1 protein-coding gene is annotated in these 440 nt (G+C 63.4%); it reads right to left on the bottom strand.

Translation table 11 applies throughout. The annotated features are described in order from the left end of the window. Positions 1–422, bottom strand: a 422-nt coding sequence (locus I6F38_RS43425; RefSeq protein WP_225164719.1) for a GGDEF domain-containing protein, incomplete at its 3' end; no start/stop codon positions are given. Positions 423–440: the final 18 nt, after the last annotated feature.

Raw genomic sequence — 440 nt, 5'->3', positions numbered from 1 at the left:
GTAGGCACCGTCTTGCTTGCATACTGCTGGAACTGCTCGCGCAGCAGTCCACCCAGCTCCATGACCCGTTCGCTGCTCGCACCACACAGCAGAATGACGAACTCATCACCGCCCAGCCGCGCCGCCAGCGAGCGCTCGGGCAGCACTGTGCGAATCATCTCGCTCAGGGCAATCAGCAAGCGGTCCCCTGCAACATGCCCGTGCAGGTCGTTGACCAGCTTGAAGTTGTCGATGTCGATCAGTAGCAGGGCCCCGGGCTGCGTTGAATCCACTGCCTTGAAGAAAGGCCCCGCCCGCACCTCCAGTGCACGCCGGTTGTACAGCGCCGTCAACGGATCCCGGGCCGCCAGACGGGCAATCCGCTCCTCTCGGCGGTAGCGCACGGTGCCGGTCATCGACAAGGCAATCAGCATGATCGCCATCGCACCTTCGACCAACGA

It is taken from the genome of Bradyrhizobium sp. BRP56, assembly GCF_020194035.1.
In the GTDB taxonomy this organism is placed as follows: Bacteria; Pseudomonadota; Alphaproteobacteria; order Rhizobiales; family Xanthobacteraceae; genus Bradyrhizobium; species Bradyrhizobium australafricanum.
This window is presented reverse-complemented; position numbering and strand designations above follow the sequence as displayed.